Here is a 16,266-nt window from a genome sequence, read left to right as displayed (position 1 = left end):
TTATAAAAGAAAAAATTGATACAAATCAAGAAAAAAATCAAAAAGAATTCTCTTCTATACAAGAAAAAAATCAACAAGAATTTGCTTCCATAAGAGAAAAAATTGATACAAATCAAGAAAAAAATCAAAAAGATCTTACAGAAATAAAAATAACTCAAGTTAAAATAAATACAACACTGAATCTAAAGCATCATGAGGTAGATGCTTATTTAAAAAAATAATACATACATTATGAATAACATAGTTAGCGGAGGAATTGGACTGATTCATCTTATTGTTTCCGTTATTGCTTTGATAGCAGGAACGTATGTTTTACTCAACACAAAGGGAACTGTAAAACATAAAAAAATTGGTTATATATATGTGATTTCTATGATATTACTCAATATAACAGCATTTATGATTTATCGACTTTTTGGAAAATTCGGTATTTTTCATTGGTTTGCAGTTTTAAGTTGCGTAACTTTGGCTCTTGGTATGCTGCCAATATTATTGAAAAGACCAAAACAATATATGTATATGCATTTTAACTATATGTATTGGAGTGTGGTCGGATTATATTGTGCGTTTTGTGCGGAGGTCTTAACAAGAATGCCATCTATTTTTAATATACCTAATACTCGCACATTGTTCGGCACATTAACGGCAGTAAGTATATTTATTGTAATGCTCATCGCCTCAATTATTTTTGGAAAGAATAAAATTAATTGGAAAAAACAAATAGAATTTTATAATTAAATAAAAAATATGTAACATTGTAATACTAACAAAAAAACAATTAATAAAACAGAGAGATGGCAGAGCGGTTTAATGCGGCGGTCTTGAAAACCGTTGAACTGTAAGGTTCCGGGGGTTCGAATCCCTCTCTCTCTACTCCTCAAAATACACTCTTAATCTATGTTTTCAGATATTTCTATAATAAGTTTGCAAACTATTCAAGAATATATCAAAGCACTTGATCTTATCCCTATAATAGAAGAAGGATTTGTTTCATACTCTACAGGAAAGGCAGTTATACCACCTGTTGCAGAAATTTTATTTGAAAACCCAAAAGGGGAAACACATATAAAGTATGGCTATATAAAAGGACAGTACTATTTTGTGATAAAAATAGCATCGGGATTTTATGAAAATCCAAAGATGGGAATAAGTTCGAGTCAAGGGCTGATGCTACTTTTTCATCAAAAAACAGGACAATTATTATCCGTTTTATTAGATGAAGGGTACCTTACAGATATAAGAACAGCAATAGCAAGTATGATTACGCTCAAATACTTAGCCCCCAAAGAAGTGGATTATATCGGTATAATAGGAACAGGTATACAAGCACATTTACAACTCAAATATTTAGAACAAGTGCATACGTGCAAAAATATTATTATTTGGGGACGTAATAAAGAAAAATGTTTCGCATACCAAAAACATTTTCAGGATGGTCCTTTTCAAATAAAAATAGCAAATTCTATTTCAAAACTTGCTGAAGAATGCAAAATTATTATTACAACAACCCCATCGGAACAGCCCCTATTACAAGAAGAATATATTCAGAATGGAACTCATATAACAGCAATAGGTTCCGATACTCCCCATAAAAATGAACTTTCCTCTGCTCTTCTTAAAAAATCGGACATTATAGTTTCTGACAGCATAGTACAAAGTAATACGAGGGGTGAAATTTTTCAAGCAAGGGAGAAAAATCTTTTAGATGAAAGTAAAATAATAGAATTAGGGAACCTCATTCAAAATCCCAAAATGGGAAGGAGTAATAAAGAACAAATTTCAATAGCAGATCTCACAGGTGTTGCGGTTCAAGATATAAGTATTGCAACATCTATTTTTCATTATCATAAACAAATACAATTAAAATGAATGTAAGAATTTTTGAATTAGAACGTGTACAATCTCTGTATGAAAATACTGTGCCTATTAATTTAACAGAAAGCGGTTTCCATCCTTATTCTTTAAAAGAACTTCTTTCCGCAGAACAAATACAAATGCTCACAGAAGTTACTTTAGGATATGGACAGACAAATGGAAGTATTCCACTAAGACAAACAATAGCGAATATATATCCGCATTGTAATGAAGAAAATATATTAGTAACGAATGGCACGGCTGAAGCAAATTTTGTTATATGCCATACTCTTTTACAAAAAGGAGATGAAATAGTAATGATGGTTCCAAACTACATGCAAATGTGGGGAGTAGTAGAGGAAATGGGATGTATCCCTAAAAAGTTTCATCTGAGAGAAGACCATAATTGGGAACCCGACCTAGAAGAACTTCGATCTCTTATGAGTCCCCGTACAAAAATGATAGTTCTATGTAATCCTAATAATCCAACGGGATATGTTTTGAGTAAAAAAGAAATGGAAAGCATAGTAACTATTGCAAGAGAGCATAATTGCTGGATTTATTGCGATGAAGTGTATAGAGGTGCCGATTTAGATGGTATTGAAAAACCCAGTTTTTATGGAATGTATGATAAAGTTATGGTAAACGGGGGACTATCAAAAGCGTACGCTTTACCGGGTTTACGCTTAGGATGGTTGGCAGGTCCTGCGGATATAATAGCAGATTCATGGGCTTACCACGACTATACTTCTATAGTAGTAGGAATATTGAGCGATACAATTGCCCAAATAGTACTAAAGCCCGAAATGAGACGTAAAGTATTAGATCGTAATCGCACTATGCTCTATGAAAACCTTTTATTAACTGTAGAATGGGCGAAGCAATATCGTGATATTATTGATTTTATTCCACCTCAAGCGGGAGGAATGCTCTTTGTCAGGTATAATCTTCCGATACAATCTACAGAATTATCAAACTGGCTCCGCATAGAAAAAGGAGTATTTATTTTAGCAGGGGATGTATATGGAATAGATAAGCACTTTCGGATAGGTATAGGTGCAGAAAAACAGTACTTACTAAAAGGATATTCACTTTTAACAGATGCTTTGAAAGAACGTTTCAAACTCTAAAAAATGCGTGCGTATATTATGAATTATTTTTTATCAATAGAAACCACTAACGAGGTATGCTCCGTAGCAATTTGGAAAAATGACGAGATAATATGCATCCAAGAGTGCCATATCAAACAATCCCACGCTTCTTTATTAATGCCATTGATAGAAAATGTATTACAGTCATGTTCTATTTCTAAAAAAGAATTAAGTGCTGTAGCAATATCCTCCGGACCTGGCTCTTATACAGGATTAAGAATAGGCACATCTACCGCAAAGGGAATCTGTTTTGCTCTCAATATCCCCCTTATATCTATTCCAACATTTTATTTTTGGGCAGATTACGTTAATAGATATAATTTTGAGAATTATTTGTTATGCCCCGTGATGGATGCAAGAAGAATGGACGTGTACTGCTCTGTTTTTGACAATACATTACAAATTATTCAGGAAACCGAATGTAAAACAATAGATGCAAACTCATTTGCCCATCTATTGAAAAAACAAAAAATACTTTTTTTTGGAATGGGAATTGAAAAAATACAAAAAAACATACAATCTCCAAATGCTTTGTTCCTCAATCATTACCCATCTGCGGGTTATATGGGAAAGATATGCTATCAAAAATATCTCAACAAAGAAACTGAAAATATAATATATTATGAACCAATGTATCTAAAAGAATTTCAAATAAAAAAATAAAGAATATGCAAGAAAAAATAATAAACAAAATAGCAAATAGCAATCTTACTACCATTCCAATAGAAGATTTTATAGAAAAAGGAGAACGGATTTTTTTTGATGTGAAAGATATTCTCTACCAAGGAATTATTATAAGAGAAAAAGACATAAGGGATTTTCTCAAAAAGCACAATTGGAATAGATATCAGGGAACTTTTGTGGCTGTAGATTGTAGTGTTGATGCCATCATACCTCCTTGGGTATATATGTTAATAGCATCTGAGATAGAATCTTTTGCAAAAGTTTTAGTAAAGGGAAATTTGAAAGATTTAGAAAAAAAAATATATGAAAAAAAATTGGAATCCATACATTGGGAAGAATATAAACATAAAAAAATACTCATCAAAGGATGTAATACAATATACGATGCTGATCATGCTTTTTTTGAACTCACCAAAAAACTAAAACCTTTCGTACATAGTATTTTTTACGGGGAAGCATGCAGTAACGTGCCTATTTATAAAAGAAACATTATTGCTACACAAAATTAAATGAATATTTCATGTTTCTAGTATTTTTTTTTAACAACCATAAAATTTGGTACATAATCATAGTTTTTAAATAGAAATATTCGGAAATAGTTATCTTATAATAAAAAAGTATATAATAATAATTATTTTATTATACACTCTAAAAATCTTTTAAATAAAAAAACGATATTTTAAAAAGTTATGACACATCCAAAAAATAACATCGAAGTATATATGTATTATTATAACACCTTGTTAAATAGAAAAAAAATAATTACTATATTATTTCTATTGACATACTCTTTTCATTCCGCATCACAAACAAATAGTAATATTTTTTCTAGTACTTTTGTTTCTATCCAACCATTAACCAATCCCTTTGTTACCACAGCTGACTTTGATAATACTGGAATAATAAAACTTTACGTATCGGGGAAACTGGGTAGTAATGAGTATAAACATTATTTTTATTCGTATATAGGAACGGGCTATAGTATTTATCCCGTGGAAACATCTAAATTATGTTATAAATACGGAAGTAATGGAAGTAGTAATTTTGGAGATTATGATAATGATGGGGATTTAGATCTTCTTATATCAGGAATAGCACAGGCAGGTACTGATGGTAACTGTGGTTCTGATCCTAATTCAACATATAATGTCACGAAACTTCTCAGATATAGTGGTGGTGAATTTACTCCCGTAATAGATTTCTATGGGATACGGGATGGTGTGGCTGTCTTTGGTGATTATAATAATGATGGGTATGCAGATGTTTTAGTAAGTGGGAGTGGTGTTTCCAAACTTTATAGAAATAATAATGGAGGAGCATTTTTGGAGGTCACTTCTTCTACTTTCGTGGGGGTTTCGGGAGCGGAGAGTAATTTTTCAGATTACGATAATGATGGAGATTTGGATATTTTTATATTAGGAACATATTCCAAACTCTATACAAATAATGGGGGGACAAGCTTTGCGGAAGTGAGTGGGGTTTCTTTTCCGGGTTATACTGCGGGGCATGCGAGTGTGGCAGATTATGATGCTGATGGTTATCCTGATGTGTTTATAACGGGGTATTCAGGAAGTATCTTTTCCAGTCTTTATAAAAATAATAGAGGGACAGGATTTTCCACTGTTTATAACGGAACTTTTTTTCCTGTATATTATTCTCATACGCATTTATCGGATTATGATAACGACGGGGATTTGGATGTCTTTCTTTCAGGACGGACCTCTCTCACAGATACTACCAAAGTTTCTTATCTTTATAAGAATAATAGGACTTCTTTTTCTCAATGGCATTCTTTTAGAGGAACAGAAGCTGGTGCAAATAGCCCCGTAGATTATGATAATGACGGAGATCTTGATATTCTTATTATAGATAAAAATTTTGGAAGGATTTTTACGAATAATATTATTGTTAATAAAAGTGCATTGACAAATACCCCTCCCACAGCTCCCAGTTCGTTGACATTTTCCATTTCTTCTCAAAGTGTAACTTTTGTTTGGAATCGGTCTTCTGATGATAAGACGCCTACTTCTGCATTGGGGTATAATGTATTTATGGGAACGAATACGGAAACAGAAAAATACAGAGTATCTGAGACACATATTAAAAACGTCTATTCTTCTCGTAGAAAAGTGGCAAAAACAGGTACTATAAAAGACACTTTTTTATTTGTAGGGAAGTTGATACCAGGTATATATTATTGTGGAGTTCAAGCAATAGATAACTCTTATGCGAGTTCCTCTTGGAAATATAATACTCTTAAAATAGCTCCTACCTTATATCCTGCTACCAATATTACTACGAATGGATTCACCTTTCAGTGGGAAAAATCTCTTTATCCCGCCTATTATTATGATATATCACTTGATAATACTTTTACTACCTTAGTGAATTCCAATACTTTTGTGTCTGGTACTGTTGCTACTATCACGAATGCAAGACCCGGGAGTACTTATTATATCCGAGTGAGGAATAATAATTCCATAGAATACACAGATTATTCTAATGTCATAGAAGTAGAGATTCCTTCTAAGTTTACAGAAATGACGGGTGCGGGGTATACTTTTCGTGCCAGAGCGAGAGGAACGAATGCTTTTGTAGATGTAGATAATGATAATGATTTGGATTTACTTGCGAATGATGTTACTGGTGTTATTTATTTTTATAAAAATACTTCTACGGGCTTCAATACTAGTAATTTTTTCATATCAGAAAATCCATTGTTAACAAGAGTTCTTGGGGACTACAATAACGATGGGTATGTAGATCTTTTTGTCACCAGTTGGAATAGTAGTAATAGCAGGGGGAGGTCTCGTCTATATCGCAATAACCTTGGGACAAGTTTCACAGAAATGACTTCTACTGGTTTTAGTTTTACAGATGTTCATCAAGGAAGTTCTGTATTTATGGATTATGATGGGGATGGATATGTAGATATAGCTTATTCTGGGAGCAGTGGTTCTACTATCACCTCAAGTAATCAAGGAATAACGAAACTTTATAAAAATAATCAAGGCACAGGTTTTACTGAAATTCAAACATTTTCTGGTTTTTTTATAGCAGGAGTATCGGATGCTGCAGATATAGACAATGATGGATATATGGATATTATGTTTGCGGGATTAGGAAGTGGAGGGAAAATATATAAAAATAATAATGGAAGATTTGATGTATTGAATTCCCTTTCGTTTTCCAATGTTCCCGATGCTACTTACGGAGTAAGTTCTCAGCATTTTCTGGGAGATGTGGATAATGATGATGACATAGATATACTCTATACAGGAACAGATGGCGTGAGCTTGTATAAAAATAATAATATGGTGTTTACCCAAAGCTATCCGTTGGGAAATCTGAGGTCTTTTTCTACTAATTTTGCAGATATCAATGGAGACGGAAAATTAGACATAATCACAGTTGCAGATACTAATAATACTAGTACCCCATCAAGTATAAAAAACAAAATATATTGGTATAAAAATACAGAAAAAGGTTTTGTAAAATATAGTATTAATACCGCCCCATTAAATCTGATTTTTCCGTATACATCATTCGGAGATTATGATGGAGATGGGGATATTGATGTATTTGTTTCCGGCTATACGAAAACAACTGTCATAAATTATGTTGCCAAACTGTATAGAAATGAAAATATAAATAGTAATGGGACTATAGTAGCAAATACGAAACCCAATCCACCAACAAATCTTACTTCTGTCCGTATAGACAATGATAAGATAAAATTTGTATGGAATGCCGCTTCTGATGCCCAGCAAAATCCCTTATCATTGAGCTATAATATCTATGTAGGGTATGGAGTAAACTTAGAAAAAATAAATCCTTCACAATCTTTTATAAGTGGTTCATTGGAAGGAAAACAAAAAATAGTTAATTTTGGAAAGATAAGAAATACGTATCATACACTTACCCTTTCGCCGGGGATATATTTTTGGGGAGTGCAGGCAATAGATAATAACTTTGCAGGATCATTATTTGCTGATGCTCCTAATTTTTTTAGTATCCCCCAAAAGAATTATTTAACAACTAATGATTCGGGTATATATATTGCTTACTGGGATAGAGTAAAGGGAGCAACGAGCTATCGTATTGAGATATCCAATAATAAAAATTTTCATACTCTTGCATATGTAAGTTCGCTTACCGATACCAGTTTACGTATTTCATCTTTCTTACCAGAAACAAGAGATTATTATTATAGAGTCAATGCTACTAACGGCATTCATACTACTATCTATAGTGATACTGTGACGATTGGATCTGAGCGTTTTAGCAAAGCGTTTACCTTTCCGGGGTATATTCGATCAACAAACAGCTTTGGAGATTATGATAATGATGGAGATTTGGATTTCTTTTTGGCAGGCGGTGATGGTTATGATATCCGAAATAAATCCGCTCTCTATAAAAATCAAAATGGAACTTTTATAGAACAAACGGGAGCTGCCTTTAGTTTTGGAAAGATTTTTGATGGTGTCAGTAATTTTGTAGATTACGATAACGATGGTGATTTAGATATACAAGTGTCAAACGAATACTTCGGACCAATTTCTACTTATACGGCTTATTATGATGTTCTTTATAAAAATAATGGTACTGGCTTTGAAAGAAGAAAATTTAACACTGTTGGATGTAACCCATTGTATTATGATGGTAAAAGAAATATTTTTTTAGATTATGATAGGGATGGGTATATAGATTATTTTGAAAATGGATTCCAACTTGCTCCTTGTGTCGGTGTGGGGGCTATTTATGGGTATCCTCTGCTTCATAAAAACACAAATGGAAATTTCATACAAATGGACGGTAATTTGTTTACGGGTAATATATATTTTTATATGGAATACCCATCTAATACTTTTTTTGATTACGATAATAATGGGAAAGTAGATATACTATTTACAGGATATAAAAGAGACTACTCCAAACTACAGTTTTACGCATACACTTATGCTCCTACCACACAAAATTTTATCTCCCAAACCCATTCCTTTATTCCTATGGCTTACGGCACTATGAGTGTAGGTGATTATAATAATGATGGATATGAAGATGTGTTTGCTGCAGGTGCTACCAGTTTAACGAAAACTCTCTACTATCCTCAGTCATCTTATCTCTATACAAATAGAGGAGATGGGACTCTCAACTTTTCTTTGGATAACAAAGGAGGAAATTTTTCAGCACCATTAAAAGATACATACGGAGATAGTGATTTTGGAGATTATGATAATGATGGGGATTTAGATCTTTTAGTAGCGGGAACAATGGAAGGGAATATAGTATACAGAAATGATAGTAATATTTTTATTAAAGTAATATCTTTATCAGGAAGAGAAACCAGCTCAGGTGCTTTTTTTGATTATGATAACGATGGAGATCTCGATATAATTCTATCGGGAAGTTCCGCAACTTCTATTTATAGAAACGAATTAGGAACAAATATATTTTCTCAGAATACCAGACCTATCCCCCCTACTGGACTAGTAGCATCTGTTTTACAAAATAATAATGTGCGGTTTCAGTGGAATAAAGCTACCGATGCTCAAACTTCTACCGATGCCCTTAACTATAATATATATTGCGGGACAAGATTTTCTCAAGAAGTAGTTATTACTTCTCATTCTAATATCTCATCAGATTCTACAATAGATGGGAAAAGAAAGATAGTACAGAGAGGAAGAATCCAAAACAATGAATTTACTTTGAGAGATTCTCTTTCACATGGCATATACTATTGGTCAGTACAGGCAATCGATCAAGCATTTGAAGGATCTCCATGGACATCTCAATATTTTATTATCCCTCCAAAAATTGTAAGCCATGGATTGATAGGCGGAGGAGGATTTTTACCATACGTTACATTTACTCCAATGAATGGGTTCCCTAAAATTACCAATACCAGAGAACATCCTTATTATACATTAGAAATAGCGGATGACAGTACTTTTCAAAACATATATCCTACTGATGGTATAAATACCTATAATTGTTGTTATAGCGACGATATTTACACAAATCCAGGAGTTACTAATACCAATAGAATTGCTGTTTATAGAAGACAAGAATTTCTACCTGGCAAAAAATATTATGCAAGAATAAAAGCATTTGACTCTCTACGTACTGCATATACACAATATGTAGTATTTCAGAGACCAATAGGGTTAGATGATATACAAACAACCTTGCGTGCTACTGCATGGGGGAGTTCTATCTTCGGTGATTATGATAATGATGGGGACTTAGATTGTTTTATAACCGGAAGTATAGGAGGTAATACAGGGATAGCAAATTTATATAAAAACGATAGAGGAATATTTACTCAGCTCACCTCTTCTGCTTATACATTCAATGAGGTTATAAGTTCCAGTAGTAACTTTGTAGACTACGATAATGATGGGGATTTAGATATATTTGTAAGTGGACAATCTTCTGTTTATGCAAGGTCTTCTTTTATGTATCGTAATGAAGGCACAGGATTTGGAAAATCTTTTTCTGGTATTCGTGGTAGTTCACAGCTTCCCAGGGTGTTTCGTTCTTCGAGTGACTTTGGGGACTATAATCATGATGGTTTTTTGGACTTATTAATATCAGGACGAGATGAAAATAGTATTCTTAAGACATCACTCTATAAAAATAATAGCGGAACAGGATTCCAATTAGTAAACTATTCTTTTGTAGGCATTGAATGGGGAAGCAATAATTTTATAGATTATGATAATGATGGAGATTTAGATATATTTATATCAGGTAAAAATGTATCAGGTATCGGAGTTACAAAACTTTATAAAAATGATAGTACGAAATTTTTTGAAGTAACACAGTTCTCTTTTGCCCAACTCTACAATTCAAGTGTCAGCTTTGGTGATTATGATAATGATTCGGATATAGATATTTTCTTATCCGGAACAAATGAGACAACCTCTTATAGCTATCTCTACAAAAATAATATAACATCATTTACTGCTATACATAATTTTACAGGTGTCTCCCTCAGTGCGAGCGAAATGGAAGATTTTGATGGAGATGGGGATATAGATATTCTTCTATCGGGAATATCAGGAAGTGACATAAGCACAGAATTATATTTGAACGAAAAAGGTATCTTTACGTCCAAAACAATCTTTGATAATGGAAAAACTTTGTATGGAAGTTCTATATCACAAGATACTTTATTACCCACATACCAAGGATCTAATAATTTTGTAGATTATGATAATGACGGAGATATGGATATTCTCATAAACGGCTCTAAAACTGTTTCTTTTCCTACTCATATCATTGATAACGCTACTTTAGCTTTAAAATTTTATAGAAACCAAAAACGAAATATCGTAGATACAAATACATATAGTAGCAATAAAATCCCTACTACACCCACAGCACTCGTAAGTTCTGCCATAAACACAGAAAAAGTAATTCTTTCATGGCGTCCATCTACTGATAGCACTATAAATGGCGCATCAGAAAATACTATATACTACGACTTAACTATAGGAACAAAAGAAAATAAAATATCGGTAAAAAGCCCCGCATCCCTTTCATCAGGAAAGCGGCTTACCGGGGAAACAGGAAATATTATTACTCCTTTTTTTGTACTCAATACCTCTTCTCTCCCAAAACTCAAAGTATACTATTGGAAAGTACAAGCCATTGACGGTGCAAAATCCGGAAGCAACTGGTCTCAAGAAGACAGCTTTATTGTTAAAGAAAACCAATTTTTATACCTAGCAGAAATCGGTCATAAACAATACTCAGATATGTTTCAGTTAACTACAAGCAGTAATAGCAGTCTACCTATAACATATACTTTTGATACCTCCTATATTCGCTTAACAAACGGAACCTTGTCTATTAAACAAGTAGGAGTCGGCTCTACCACTATTAGTATTATGAAACAAGGAAATAATTATTATTACCCATCTACGATTATAACTAAAACCATTTCTATATTCAAAAAAGAACAAACAATAGATTTTTCACAACCTTTTTTAAGAGAATATGGAGACATTATAGACCTTGTGCCTACCTCTTCATCAGGACTCCCTATCACATACTTTACATCTTCTCCCAGCAAAGCATTTATAAATCAAAATAGAATTATTATCAACTCTCCTGGCACTGTTACTATTACAGCTATTCAAGCAGGAAATGCAAATTATTTACCCATAACCTTATCAAGAGTACTTACTATAAATAAAAGAAGACAAATCATATCGTTTGAACCATTCCAAAATTCTAAAATCTATGGCGATGATCCTTTTCAACTACCCATCAGCTCCAACAGCCCTCTCCCTATAACCTATACACTCACACCATCCGGAATAATTTTTATCTATAACAATGTAGTAAATATTTTATCCGCAGGTACCGTATCTATAATGGCAATTCAAGAAGGAACTAATAACTACCTAAAAGCCGACTCCGTAGTCAGACAACTCATTGTAAATAAAGCAACCCAAACTATATATTTTTCCAACGCAACTATTTTTAAAACCGTTGGGGATCCAACATTTTCATTGAATTATATCACATCAAGTGGACTTCCTATAACATATTCTCTTTCTAATACTCATGCATGCACTGTAAGTCAAAACATATTTACAATACAGGAAAGTGGCATTGCTACTATACATATCAATCAATTGGGAAATCCAAATTATTTTCCAACTTACGGATATCAAAATATTATCGTGATAGATCCAGGAAAAGAATTTCAAAATATAAATTTTTCCTCAATCCCTGAAAAAACATTCGGAGACTCTCCATTTACCTTATTAGCGAGCACTAACTCAGGATTATCAGTATCCTATTACAGCGAAAATACTTCTATAATATCTATACAAAGAGACACTGTAACTATCCTTCAAGCAGGCGAAGCAACTATATATTCTATTCAAACAGGTGATATAAACTATAATCCCGAATTTGTATCCCAAACAATCCGCATACAAAAAGCAACACCTCCCGTATATTTTGAAGAAATACCTATAAAAACATTCGGTACCTCTCCTTTCATTTTATCTGCATATTCTTATCCCGGATTAGCCATTTTCTACGCTAGTTCTCTTACAAATATATTAGAAATCAGAAGAGATACTGCCATTATGAAAAATACAGGTATTGTGTCAGTGTCTGCATTCCAAACAGGAAGTACGAACTATAATCCAAGCCAAACTATGAGATTAGTTAAAATTGATAACCCATCTAAAAACTCTCAAACCATTACATTCTTTTCTATACCAACAAAAATATACGGAGACAATCCATTCTCATTACAAGCAAATAATACCGCCTCATTAGGAATTACTTATATAAGTTTTAATACCTCGATAGCTACTATCTCTTCTAATATAGTAACCATAAGAGGAACAGGAACTTGCCTCATCGCTGCTTATAACATCGGAAATAATACCTATAACCCATCCAATATTGCTTATCAAGTACTCAATGTGCAAAAAGCAAATCAAACTATACTATTAAACCCTATCACAGAAAGATTAGATAACGAACCTCCGTTTACAATATCTGCTACCACAACATCTGGACTCCCTATCAGCTATTCTATAGCGAATACAGAAATCGCATCTATTGTAGGAAATACTATTACTATACATACACCAGGTGTCACCGCTCTCACAGCATTTCAAATAGGAAATAGTTTTTATAATCCCCAATCTACCAATCAAAGTATCGTCATAAACTCTATTTCAAGACAAACACAAACCATCACTTTTTCCGCCATCTCTGAAAAAATAATAGGAGATCCTCCCTTTAAACTCTTTGCTACTACTACCTCTACTCTACCGATAACCTTTATAAGCACCAATACATCTGTAGCTTCTATTAGAAATGACTCTGTTACAATACATACACATGGACAAGTTACTATCACTGCTTATCAATACGGAAACGTATACTTTAATGCCACATCTCAAAATCAAATACTTGTAATAAAATTGCCTCAAACAATAACATTCCAAAACATAACACCAAAAACATTCGGATCCCCATCATTTGAAATAAATGCTTCATCTACCTCACTTTTACCCATAAGTTATTCTTTCTCAAACCCATCCATTGCCCACATAACAAACAATGTTATAACTATTTTAGGAGCAGGAACCACCCTTGTTATAGCATCACAACCCGGAAATAATACCTACAAAACAGCTCAAAATATATCCCAAATACTCACAATAGAGAAAGCAACACAAACCATAACTTTTGATGACATACCTTCTAAATACGTAGGTGACGAACTCTTTGAAATATTCGCCACTACTACCTCTAATTTACCAATTACTTTCATTCCATCAAATCTTGAAGCAATCCAAGTCACAGGAGAAAATTATATATCTATAATAAAAGGAGGAACTATCACCATAACCGCTACACAAAATGGTAATAATAATTACCACCCCGCTAACCCCGTATCCCAACCAATCATTATATCTAAAAGAAACCAAATCATAGTATTTAGCCAAATACAGAATAAAAAATACTTAGAAGAACCTTCTTTCACTATACACGCTTATGCTACCTCTACCCTCCCAATACGCTTTACATCATCCGAAGAATCTGTCGCAGCGATAGATGAACAACTCGTTATATTAAAACAACCAGGAACCACTACCATAACAGCATATCAAGAAGGGAATAATGAATATGATCCAGCACCAACAGTAAGTAGAACTCTTGTCATAAATAAAGCAACCCAAATCATTGGTTTTTCAACTATCCCTCTAAAAACTACAACAGAATCTTCTTTCATTCTTACCGCAACTATTAATTCACACTTACCAATAAGATACTCCTCTTCAATACCAAACGTTGCTTCTTTATTCGATGATGTCGTTTTTATAAAAGAAATAGGAACCACTACCATAACTGCATACCAAGAAGGGAACTCTCTTTACAACCCCGCAAGCCCCATCCAACAAATATTATCCATCATACCAGAACCACAACCAGAACCACAATCCGAAGGGATAGAACAACACATCACCTTTCCCCCAATTCCCCCAAAAGATACAAAAAGCCCCTCTTTCGTATTATTCGCATCTGCATCCAGTGGACTACGCATTTCTTATAAATCCTCTAATACCAAAATAATAAGAATCCACCCTAATTCTGATTCCGTTACCATCTACCAATCAGGGCAAGTAACTATAACCGCATATCAACTAGGAAACAGAAAATATAAGTTTGCACCTCCTGTATCAAGACACCTCATAATAATCGACCCCGAAAAAAAACAACAAAATATATCTTTTGAACCTATTCCTCCAAAAACACTCGGCGGTAACCCATTTATGATACTCGCAAACGCAAGCTCCTCATTACCCGTAACCTTCCTATCATCAGATACTCTCAAAATTATCATACATAAGGATACCGCACATATAATGAACGGCGGAATTGCATACATTACCGCTATTCAAACAGGGAACGACGAATATAACCCCGCAATACCCATAGAACAAAAAATATCTATTGTAGACCCAAGCAAAAAAAATCAAACTATTATATTTGATGCAATACCACCAAAAAATACCAAATCCCCAAACTTTCTACTCAATGCTACTGCAACCTCCGGATACTCTCTTTCTTACCAAATTACTAATACAAATATTGCCGATATATCTCTGAGAAACGTAATTATTAAACAAGCAGGAACTACCTTTATAACTGCATATCAAGAAGGAGATGAAGAATTTAACCCCGCAGAACCAGTATCTCAAATACTTACTGTTACAGATCCTGACGACACAACTATAGTACACATTAAAAAAAACCAATACATCACTTTCCCCATACCAGATATTGTAACCCAAGGCGTAGATAAATTCTTTATCCTAAAAGCATCTGCTTCATCAGGTCTTAACATAACATACATAACATTAGACACCTCATTCATCAAAATAACAAATGATATTGTTACCCCACAAAATATTTCTATAACCACTCCCCAAACCATCACCATTACAGCACTCCAATCAGGAGATAATATATATAACCCCGCACCCGCTGTAAACAGATTGCTCCTTATGAAACCTAACCCTCTCACACCCACCCAAAACAACACCAATAACCATATAAAAATATACCCAAACCCCACAAAAGATATTATTAATATAGAAATAGATAAAAACATAAACCCCCATAAATATCAACTCATAGATATAAATGGAAACATAATTATAGAAGCACTGTTTCAAACCCAAAATAAACTTATACATAAAATATACCTCAAAAAAATAAAACCAGGAGAATACATACTCATTATTACCGACCGAAATAAAATACTCATCGCAACCCAAAAAATAATTATATATGAATAAGTACCTTAAGAGGAGTTCTAAAAATTGATTTCTTTATTGGTTTTTAAGAGATACAGTTTTTAGAATTTGAATTTTTAGAACCCATCTAAAGTATGTAAAAAAAGGTATAGAAACAAACCACTAACAGAAGAAGAGAAAAAAGAGAATAGAAAAAAATCAAAAGTTAGGTCAGGCATAGAACATGTATTTGGCTTTATGGAACAAAGTATGCAAGGGTTACGTATACG

Annotated in this window: 7 protein-coding genes, 1 tRNA gene and 1 pseudogene; all 9 read left to right on the top strand. The window is 33.3% G+C overall.

What is annotated here, in order from left to right; all coding sequences use genetic code 11:
* On the top strand, positions 1–221 hold a 221-nt coding region (locus QM536_05120; GenBank protein ID MDI9356390.1), incomplete at its 5' end, for a hypothetical protein.
* 10 nt (positions 222–231) lie between these two features.
* Positions 232–738, top strand: a complete 507-nt coding sequence (locus QM536_05115) for a DUF2306 domain-containing protein (protein ID MDI9356389.1) — start codon at positions 232–234, stop codon at positions 736–738.
* Between the two features lie 50 nt (positions 739–788).
* A tRNA-Ser gene (locus tag QM536_05110) sits at positions 789–873 on the top strand.
* Between the two features lie 24 nt (positions 874–897).
* Positions 898–1,869, top strand: a complete 972-nt coding sequence (locus QM536_05105; GenBank protein MDI9356388.1) for a hypothetical protein — start codon at positions 898–900, stop codon at positions 1,867–1,869.
* Positions 1,866–2,984 carry an aminotransferase class I/II-fold pyridoxal phosphate-dependent enzyme gene (locus QM536_05100; GenBank protein MDI9356387.1) on the top strand — a complete coding sequence of 373 codons (1,119 nt, stop codon included), beginning with the start codon at positions 1,866–1,868 and terminating at the stop codon, positions 2,982–2,984. The genes QM536_05105 and QM536_05100 overlap by 4 nt, the downstream gene beginning before the upstream one ends.
* A 3-nt stretch (positions 2,985–2,987) precedes the next feature.
* Complete coding sequence (gene tsaB, locus QM536_05095; GenBank protein MDI9356386.1) at positions 2,988–3,668, top strand: tRNA (adenosine(37)-N6)-threonylcarbamoyltransferase complex dimerization subunit type 1 TsaB; 681 nt, start codon at positions 2,988–2,990, stop codon at positions 3,666–3,668.
* A gap of 5 nt (positions 3,669–3,673) precedes the next feature.
* The gene (locus QM536_05090) at positions 3,674–4,198 is read left to right on the top strand and encodes a DUF2480 family protein (GenBank protein MDI9356385.1); all 525 of its coding nucleotides are present in this window, start codon (positions 3,674–3,676) and stop codon (positions 4,196–4,198) included.
* A gap of 180 nt (positions 4,199–4,378) precedes the next feature.
* Positions 4,379–16,039: an FG-GAP-like repeat-containing protein gene (locus QM536_05085; GenBank protein MDI9356384.1), complete on the top strand. Its 11,661-nt coding sequence runs from the start codon at positions 4,379–4,381 to the stop codon at positions 16,037–16,039.
* 78 nt (positions 16,040–16,117) lie between these two features.
* Positions 16,118–16,266 (top strand): annotated as a pseudogene (locus tag QM536_05080) (transposase).

The sequence above is a fragment of the Chitinophagaceae bacterium genome (genome assembly GCA_030053935.1).
Classification (GTDB): Bacteria; Bacteroidota; Bacteroidia; order Cytophagales; family JASGCU01; genus JASGCU01.
This window is presented reverse-complemented; position numbering and strand designations above follow the sequence as displayed.